Origin of the sequence: Thermococcus celericrescens, from assembly GCF_001484195.1 — an archaeon.
GTDB classification, from domain to species: domain Archaea; phylum Methanobacteriota_B; class Thermococci; order Thermococcales; family Thermococcaceae; genus Thermococcus; species Thermococcus celericrescens.
This window is the reverse complement of sequence record NZ_LLYW01000054.1, coordinates 1-7,953: the sequence shown is the minus strand read 5'-3', so window position 1 is coordinate 7,953 and position 7,953 is coordinate 1. Positions and strand designations below refer to the sequence as shown.

Genomic DNA, 7,953 nt, shown 5'->3' with positions numbered 1-7,953 from the left:
TTGGCTCCTACGTGTACGACGACGAGGGCATCAGGGCGAGGCGCGTCGAGATAATCCGGGACGGGGTATTGGTGAACTACCTCAACGACCGTGAGACGAGCGCGCTCCTCGGTCTCGAGCCGAACGGCCACGGGAGGGCGCAGGGCTACAACTATCAGCCCCTCGTGAGGATGAGCAACACCTACGTTGAGCCCGGCGACTGGAGCTTTGAGGAGATGGTCGAGGAGGTCAAGAACGGCCTCTACATGGTCGGCGACAAGGGCGGCGAGGTTGATACCGCCGGTGGCACCTTCACCTTCGGCGCGAGGGAGGGTTATGTAATTGAAAACGGCAAAGTGAAGGAGATGGTTCGCGATGTGGCCCTGTCCGGGAGTATACTCGACGTCCTGAAAAACATCCGCGCCATCGGGAACGACCTGAAGGTCGATTTTCCGGGCTACTGCGGTAAGGGGCAGTGGGTTCCGGTTGATGACGGCGGCCCGCACGTCCTCACGAGGGCTCTGGTGGGCGGGCTTCGCTGAAGAATGGGTTTCTGTTTTGGATTCGCGAGACTTGAAAGCAAAGCGTATATACATCAACCTTCAATTTTATGTATGGTGATGGCCAAGCGCGTTGAAGGAATGCTTGCCGACGAGTTCCTGCAGCTGGCGGGGGAGAAGAGGAAGCACGCGGCCCAGATGTCTGGGCTGTTCGAGAGGCTCTATCCCGGTATGAAACCCCTGGAGTTCAATGCCCCTCCGCTGGACACCCTGCCGGTGTGTGATGAGATGATGAGGGTGGGGGACGTCGAAAACGCCCTGGCACTGGCCCTGATTTCCGAGGCAATAGGCAGGGATATCTACAGAAAGCTCCAGAGGATGGCGGGCGATGAGGGGGTTGCGGCGCTCTTTGGGGAGCTGGCCGCAATAAAGGAAAACGCCTACGAGCGGCTCCTCGGGCTGTACAACGAGGTCATTGGAGAGTGAGCAGAATACCTTTTAAATTCCCCTTCGAACTCTCCCCGGTGAACCGATGATAGATGAACTTATTGGAATCCTCGAGCGCGAGAATGTGGAGTGGGAGCTTTACTGGGAGAGGGGCAGGGGAGGCTCCTTTAGGATAGAGCGCGAGAGACTGGAGCGCTCCCAGAGAAAGTTCCATTCGGGGATAGGCCTCCGCATCGGCTACAGGGGCAAACTCGGTTTCTCCTACATCACGGGACTCGCCCACGACCGCGAAACGCTTGAAAATTTTGTGAAAAGAACGATAAAGCTCGCGAGGATAAGCGAGGTGCCCTTTGCGGGGTTCCCCTCCGGGGGAAAGCCGCGCCCCGTCGGTGGACTCTACGACAGGCTCATCGACGAGATTCCCTTTGAAGACGCCTACGCCCTCGCGGGCGACTTTGCGTCCAGGATGGCGGAGCTTAAGGGCGAGGGAATTACCCTCTCCGGCTCGCTGGCTTTCGGCGTCAACACCTACGGCGTTGCGAACTCGAACGGTGTTTTCCTCGAGGAGCGCTCCACTGGAATGAGCGTTTCCGCCTACGCGGTCAAGGGCGGCGGGAGAACGGGAACCGGCTCCTACTATCAGTCGTACCGCTCGCTTCAGCCATTTGAGGAGCTTGAGCGGGCTATAACTCTTGCCATCGAGGAGGCGGAGCTGAGCGGCGCCGCCGGAAAGCTTGGGGGATACTCCGGCGCTCTGGTTCTTGAGCCCGAGGCATTTGGGACGATCCTAGGGATTCTGCTCGAGAACCTCTACGGCGACAGCGTTTACTTCGGCAGGAGCAGATTCTCGCGGCCCGGTGAGCCTGCGACCGCCGGAGAGCTTACCCTCATCGACGACCCCTCCATCGAGGGCTTCCCTGGGAGCTACTCCTTCGACGGTGAGGGGACTCCTTCCAGAAGGACGGTTCTCGTTGGGGATGGTGTGCTGAAGTCCTTCCTTCTTGACCACACGTACGCTTCGTTTCTGGGCATGGAGAGCACGGGCAACGCGGTTCGGGACTTCAGAACCATGCCCCACATAGGGACGAGCAACCTGCTGGTCAAGCCAGGAGGGGAGAGCCTCCGCGACTTCGAGGGGGTTGTGGTTAAGAAGGTCTTCGGCGAGCACACTGCCAACCCCGTCAGCGGCGACTTCTCGCTGACCGTTGAGCTGGGGTACGTTGTTAAGAACGGGGAGCTTCAGCCCTTCAGGGACAACATGCTTGTAGGAAACGCCTTCGAGGTTCTGCGGTCAATCCTCGCCGTTGGGCGGGAGACGGTTCGCAGGGGATCCTTCGTCTCTCCGAGAGTCCTGACGGTGGCTAGAATAGTGTGAAACAGCGGCCGCCGCGGTAACCTTTTATACTTTGCCATTGTAAAATGTATCCGGTGATGTCACAATGGCCGCTCACGCTGTGGACTCGATTCTTTTCGGACTTAGACCCGGTGAGACAGTCCTTATTGAGTACAGTGCGGTTTCCTCCCCTGAACTCCTCCTCTACCTGGTCTGCCGCAGGTGCAGGGCCCGGGGGACACCGCTCCTGATCGACGATATCTCCGATGCCTTCGCGGAGAGCGTCATCCGCCTGGACCTCATGGGGCTGGAGCTTGAGGGCCTCAGGAATGTCCCGGTTATAAAGATTGGAGGTAGCAGGGACATCGGAAGCGTCTTCGGGAGGGTGGAGGTGGATAAGTACTTCCTCGATTTTAGGTATTACAATGAGATCTACAAGAAGATAGTCCCCGAGGAGGTTGTTTTCAATCCGGTCCTTGGAATCCACAAGCTCTTTATCGCCCTTGATCGGCACGAGGTTATACGGCTGATCCGCAACATCTCGACCTTCGTCGGGAAGAAGAGCCGCGTGGCGCTGTACTTCCTCAACTTGGACATCATGGAGAGGTACTCCCCGGAGCTGCTCTCGTTCTTTGAAGAAACTGCCAGCACGGTGCTCCGGTGGGATTTCGAGGGCGGCAAATACAGGCTCCGGGTCGTCAAGGCCGCGAACAGCTCTATCGTGGGCTCCACAGTCTCCCTGAGCTTCAGGGACATATCGAGACCATAGTGTGAAGATTTTTAAACCCCCATCCTTATCACTTTTGGTGATATAATGAGGGCAGCCCTGGCTGTGATTTTGATGCTGCTTCTGATACTGCCTCCCGCTGGGGCCCATGCGGTACCCGAGCGAGGCGTCATATACCAAGTGATGGTTGACCGCTTCTACGATGGGAACCAGAGCAACAACGAGCCCTTTTATGACCCGACCCACACCAACTATCGCCTCTACTGGGGCGGTGACCTGGAAGGCCTCACCGAGAGGCTGGACTACATCCAGAGCCTCGGTGTCTCCATGATATGGGTCTCTCCGCTCAACGACAACATAAACAGAATGGCCGGAGGAAGTGCGCCGTACCACGGCTACTGGACGCGCGACTATAAACGCATCGAGGAGCACTTTGGAACCTGGGAGGATTTCAGGAGGCTCGTGAAGGAGGCCGAAAAGAGGGATATATGCGTAATCGTCGACTACGTCCCCAACCACTCCAACCCGGCAATGGACGGTGAGTTTGGCTCCCTCTACGACAACGGCACCTTTGTAACCGACTACTACCGGGACACCAAGAACGCTACGGTAAACCCGTACACCGGGATCAGGGAGAACGCCTACCACCACAACGGCAACATATTCACCTGGGCGGGGATTCCCCTCAAGTACGCCAACCTCTTTGGCTTAGCCGACTTCAACCAGCTCAATCCCTGGGTCGATTCATACCTCACCGAGGGCGCGCTCCTCTTCGTTAACTCCGGGGCCTGCGGCTTCAGGATTGATGCCGTCAAGCACATGGAACTCGGCTGGCTTGAGAGCTTCTACCTGCGTCTCTACTCCAAAGCCCCGCTCTTCATCTATGGGGAGTACTACTCACTCTCGCCGGATAAAACGGACGACCTCTACGGGCTCTACCGCTACTCCAACGTCTCGCCGGTTCTCAACATACCCGTAAGGGAAGATATCGTGAGAACTCTCGGCTTCGTAGGAAGCCTTGAAACCCTCTCTAGAACCCTTGAGGAGTACTATTCCCTCTTCGTTTACCCCAATAAGGAGCTGAACTTCCTCGACAGCCACGACCTGGTTCGCTTCCTTAACGAGGCAAAACGAAAGGATGCCATCGAGCGCTTCCACATGGCTTTAGCCCTGACCATGACCCTGCCCGGGATTCCGGTGATATACTACGGCGACGAGAGCTATCTGGTGAGCGGGGACGGAAAGGGCGACCCGTACAACCGGCCGATGATGGTCTTCAACAACACCACCGAGGCGGCGAGGATAATCAGAACGCTGGCGGAGCTGAGAAAGACCAATGATGCCCTGGCCTTTGGAGACTTCAGAACGGTTTATGCCAACTACTCCGTATGGGCATTTGAGAGAACCTTTGGAAGCCACGGGCTCCTCGTGGTTATGAACAAGGGCTCACCTGGGAACCTCACGCTTCTCCTGGACTGGGAGGATGGAACCTACCGCGACGCCCTGACCGGCGCCGAGATGAGGGTCTCCGGTGGAAAAGCATTCCTGGAACTCCTGCACAACAGCTTCTATGTCTTCCACGTCGAGGGAGAGCAGAACGAACCTCTCATCGGCTCGGTAACTCCCTACACCGCAGAGCCCGGTCAGAGAATCCTCATTGGAGGTGCGGGCTTCGGCTCCTCGGGAAGGGTCATCATCGGTGGCGTTGAGGCGAGGGTTCTCTCGTGGAATTCAACCGAGATACTTGTGGAGGTTCCGGAGGTGAAGGCTCAAAAGGCCTGGCTCGACGTCGTGGTCGAAACCGGGGGAAAGGCCAGTGAACCGGCAAAGCTGCGCTACTATTCGGGGAACGATGTTCCAGCGCTTATAGCCATCAACGCCACCAACCTCACGGGCGGCCTCTGGATTAAGGGTAACCTATCGGAGCTGGCGGAGCCGAGGCCTCTGCTCAAGTCCTCGACAGGCTACTACTTCACCGTCGCTCCGCTCCCCAACGGAACAGCCTTCTCTGTGGAGCTCTACAGGGGCTCTTCCTGGGGGAGCTTGAACCGCTCAACGTGACCCTCTACGGCTTCGTGAACTCCATGGTTGTGGTTCTAAGGGATGAGCCTCCCATCGTTGAAACCGAAACGGCTCCAGCGATGCCAACAACGACGATAGTCCACAGGCCAATTGGAGAGAGCCCTCTCCCCTACCTCCTCGCCGCCCTTCTCCTGCTCGGGGCGGCTCTGATAATCTGGAAGAAAAGGGCTGTTTCGTAGATGGCAACAAACGGAGTGTTTGCTGATTTTTGTTTTCCAAAATTTTTATATTGTTTTGTGCTTGATTTTGTGGTGATGGGAAGTCCCAGGTATGTGGGGTTTGTAAGCCCGAATGGGGACTGGCTTTGCCTGAAGATGTGGGGGGTAACCGTTCCCTCCGAAAGCCAGCCAATGAAGATGGGCGGCTGGAAGGTTATCCGCTACGATGTTCACGCTTTAGCCGAAAGTAGCGGATAACCAGAACGGTTAAATCTGCTCGAGAAGCTTCTTTCTCTTTTCTTCGTACTCTTCGGCGCTTATAACGCCCATGTCGTAGAGCTCCTTGAGCTTCTTCAGCTTCTCCAGGGGGTCATCTTTCTCAGCAGTCGCAGGATGGTGCTGGATGGTGGTTCCCGCCGAGACGACCCTGCTCACGAACTCCTTGGGTTTCTTCAGAACCCACGTTTCGTGGGTCAGGCCCTTCTTGACCTCTATCGTCACGGGCTCGACGGCTATCGCGTTCAGGGCGTCCTTTATGGCGTTTATTGTATTCCTCGCCTGCTCCTTGTTCATCCAGCCGAGCTTGAGCCTTATGTTCTCCTCGCCCTTTATGAGGAACTCGGAGGATATGACTCCCAGCTCAACGGTGACTTCCTCGAGCTTCTGATACGGTATGGCCTTTATCTCGTACCTCCCGAGTATCTTCTCGTCGAGGTAGATTATCCTCCTGTTCGTGATGATGAGCCACTTCGGCTTCTCCACGCTTATCTTCTTGCGGACGGTGAACAGAACATCCTCATTCGGCTCCAGGTGTCTCAAAACGGACTTTGGAAGGTTGTTGCCCATTACTCTCACCCTCCAATTCTTCGGCGCCTGTGTATATTAACCTTCTCTTTTTCCACCCGGTAGAGCAGAAAGAGGATCCCCTGATCGACGCTTTCAATCAAGGGGCTTAGGGCTTCTTCTTTTTCCTCCGTTCTGAGAAGGACCCTCCTTGGTCTCTCCCCCGTTTCGGCCTCCAGTCTCACGGTCTCCCACTCGAAGCCCATGGAGCGGCTCACCGGCAGGGCCAGCGTCCTTTTTGGGGTCTGGATAACCACGCTCCCGTTGAACGGGGGGGTTTCCACTGCAACGACCACCCTCCTGTGGTTCCCGCTCTCGATGGAGGAGTATGCGACGACCAGCCCCACCGTGAGGAGAATCAGCGGCAGCAGAGAGCCAGCCGCCGAGATTCCCAGGCGGCCGCCCAGCCAGAAGACGGCCAGGGAGAGAACGAATGCTGCCAGCAGGAAGAGAAGGCTGTAGAGCAGCGTTCTCTTTCCGACTTCCTGCCCGCCCAGCTCATTAAGAACGCTTTCCCACTCCTCGGCGGTCTCCACGTAGTCCGCGGTGATTCCCATGGCAACGAGGGCGAATATCGGGATCGCCGATGAGAAGTACGGGCTGGCCAGTATTGCCTCCCCCAGGTTCCTGTAGGCTTCTGGAAATGCCACGGGCAGGAACTGCGACGCCCCGATCGTGTACGGGACCGCGTAGAGGGTCATCGAGAGGGAGATGGCCCTGCTGGTGGAGCCGCTGGATAGAAAGACCCCCAGCAGGATCGCCGCGAGCGCGGCGGGAAGTGCGTAGCCGCTCACTCCGGCGACGCTGGAATACGCCAGCGCGGTCAGAGCCGCCGCGGGAAGAACAACCGCGAATTTTGCGGCAGTGAGGCTCATCTTATCTCCCCCAGAAGCCTGGTTACTATCCTGCCCGTTTCCTCCTCGCCGGGCAGCCAGCGGATGACGTAGGCTCCGGTTTTCTCCAGGTCTTCCATTATCGTCCTCTTCTCCATCTCCATCAGCGTCCCGGTCCCCGGGTCGAGGGTCGGATAGACCGAGATGTCTATCACCATAGGCCTCGTCCTGCCCCGCCCCATGGCCCTCACGGCGAGCATTCCCCTCCTCGTCTCGGCCCACGTTCCCTCCAGGATGTTGGAGACGTAGACCACCAGTGGGGTGTACTGGATGAGTATCCTCCTCAGCCTCTCCACCGCGTCGTCAAGCCTTTCCTCCCCAGTTTGGACTCTTTCAAAGCTCATCATGGTTCTAACGATTTCGTGGAGCTGTCTGGGCCCTGTGGCAGGTGGGATGAACTTTCCCGCTCCCAGCAGATAGAGCCCCACGTGGTAATCCTGTCTCAGGAAGCGGTGGGCCATGGAGGCCACGAGGTTCATGGCGTGTTCGTAGGGGCTCTCGCTCTCCTTTCCTATCTTCATCGCCTCCCGGGCGTCCACAATGAAGAGCACGGTCTTCTTTCCTTCCCTCTCGAACTCGTTGACGAGCACCTCCCCCATCCTCGCGGTCGCCTTCCAGTTTATGAGCTTCATCGGATCCCCCGTCTGGTAGTTCCTTATCTCCTTGAAGTCCGTTGAGATGGGTCCCCTTATGGAGTAGCTCGTCTCCGGGACGCTTATTCTAGCCTTTCTCCGGGTTTCAATCACCGATACCTCTCTCAGCACCCTGGGAACGGCCCTTATTCTCAGCTCCTCCCCGTAGAGCCCCCACAGATAGCGGGTCCCGAGGGGACTCCTTGTGGTCACCTCGCTCCTGGGCAGGGTGTAAACGCCCCTGAGGACGGGCTTTATCCTGTATGTGTATTCAACCTGCAGTGGCTTGGGCCCCTTGAAGAATACCCCGACGCTGCTGCCCCCCGGTCAGCGCCACGCTCCCGGGCAGGGGGTCCTTG

Annotated in this window: 10 protein-coding genes; 7 read left to right on the top strand and 3 right to left on the bottom strand. The window is 57.6% G+C overall.

Translation table 11 applies throughout. The annotated features are described in order from the left end of the window. From APY94_RS12385 to APY94_RS13035, 7 genes are all read left to right on the top strand, one after another. The coding region (locus APY94_RS12385) for a TldD/PmbA family protein (protein WP_169791821.1) at nucleotides 1-521 on the top strand (521 nt) is incomplete at its 5' end. 72 nt (nucleotides 522-593) lie between these two features. Beyond that, on the top strand, nucleotides 594-965 hold the full coding sequence (locus APY94_RS12380; RefSeq protein ID WP_157065554.1) for a hypothetical protein: 372 nt from the start codon (nucleotides 594-596) through the stop codon (nucleotides 963-965). Nucleotides 966-1,011: 46 nt separating this feature from the next. Beyond that, on the top strand, nucleotides 1,012-2,301 hold the full coding sequence (locus tag APY94_RS12375) for a TldD/PmbA family protein (protein ID WP_058939911.1): 1,290 nt from the start codon (nucleotides 1,012-1,014) through the stop codon (nucleotides 2,299-2,301). A gap of 64 nt (nucleotides 2,302-2,365) precedes the next feature. Continuing rightward, entirely contained in the window at nucleotides 2,366-3,028 is a 663-nt protein-coding gene (locus tag APY94_RS12370; RefSeq protein ID WP_058939910.1) for a DUF257 family protein, read from the top strand. A gap of 45 nt (nucleotides 3,029-3,073) precedes the next feature. After that, nucleotides 3,074-5,047 carry an alpha-amylase family glycosyl hydrolase gene (locus tag APY94_RS12365; protein WP_394325675.1) on the top strand — a complete coding sequence of 658 codons (1,974 nt, stop codon included), beginning with the start codon at nucleotides 3,074-3,076 and terminating at the stop codon, nucleotides 5,045-5,047. A 23-nt stretch (nucleotides 5,048-5,070) separates the two neighbouring features. Then, nucleotides 5,071-5,247, top strand: a complete 177-nt coding sequence (locus tag APY94_RS14025) for a hypothetical protein (RefSeq protein WP_394325674.1) — start codon at nucleotides 5,071-5,073, stop codon at nucleotides 5,245-5,247. A gap of 72 nt (nucleotides 5,248-5,319) precedes the next feature. Further along, nucleotides 5,320-5,484 (top strand): hypothetical protein, encoded by a 165-nt coding sequence (locus tag APY94_RS13035; RefSeq protein ID WP_157065553.1) that lies wholly within the window; start codon nucleotides 5,320-5,322, stop codon nucleotides 5,482-5,484. A gap of 9 nt (nucleotides 5,485-5,493) precedes the next feature. On the opposite strand, the gene APY94_RS12360 is transcribed toward APY94_RS13035, so the two are convergent. From APY94_RS12360 to APY94_RS12350, 3 genes are read right to left on the bottom strand one after another with little or no spacing between them, the layout of a single operon-like run. Beyond that, nucleotides 5,494-6,072, bottom strand: coding sequence for a PH domain-containing protein (locus tag APY94_RS12360; RefSeq protein ID WP_211259713.1), 579 nt, complete (start codon nucleotides 6,070-6,072; stop codon nucleotides 5,494-5,496). A gap of 5 nt (nucleotides 6,073-6,077) precedes the next feature. Continuing rightward, entirely contained in the window at nucleotides 6,078-6,944 is an 867-nt protein-coding gene (locus APY94_RS12355) for a hypothetical protein (protein WP_058939908.1), read from the bottom strand. Beyond that, nucleotides 6,941-7,807, bottom strand: coding sequence for a DUF58 domain-containing protein (locus APY94_RS12350; RefSeq protein ID WP_058939907.1), 867 nt, complete (start codon nucleotides 7,805-7,807; stop codon nucleotides 6,941-6,943). The genes APY94_RS12355 and APY94_RS12350 overlap by 4 nt, the downstream gene beginning before the upstream one ends. Between the last annotated feature and the right edge of the window lie 146 nt (nucleotides 7,808-7,953).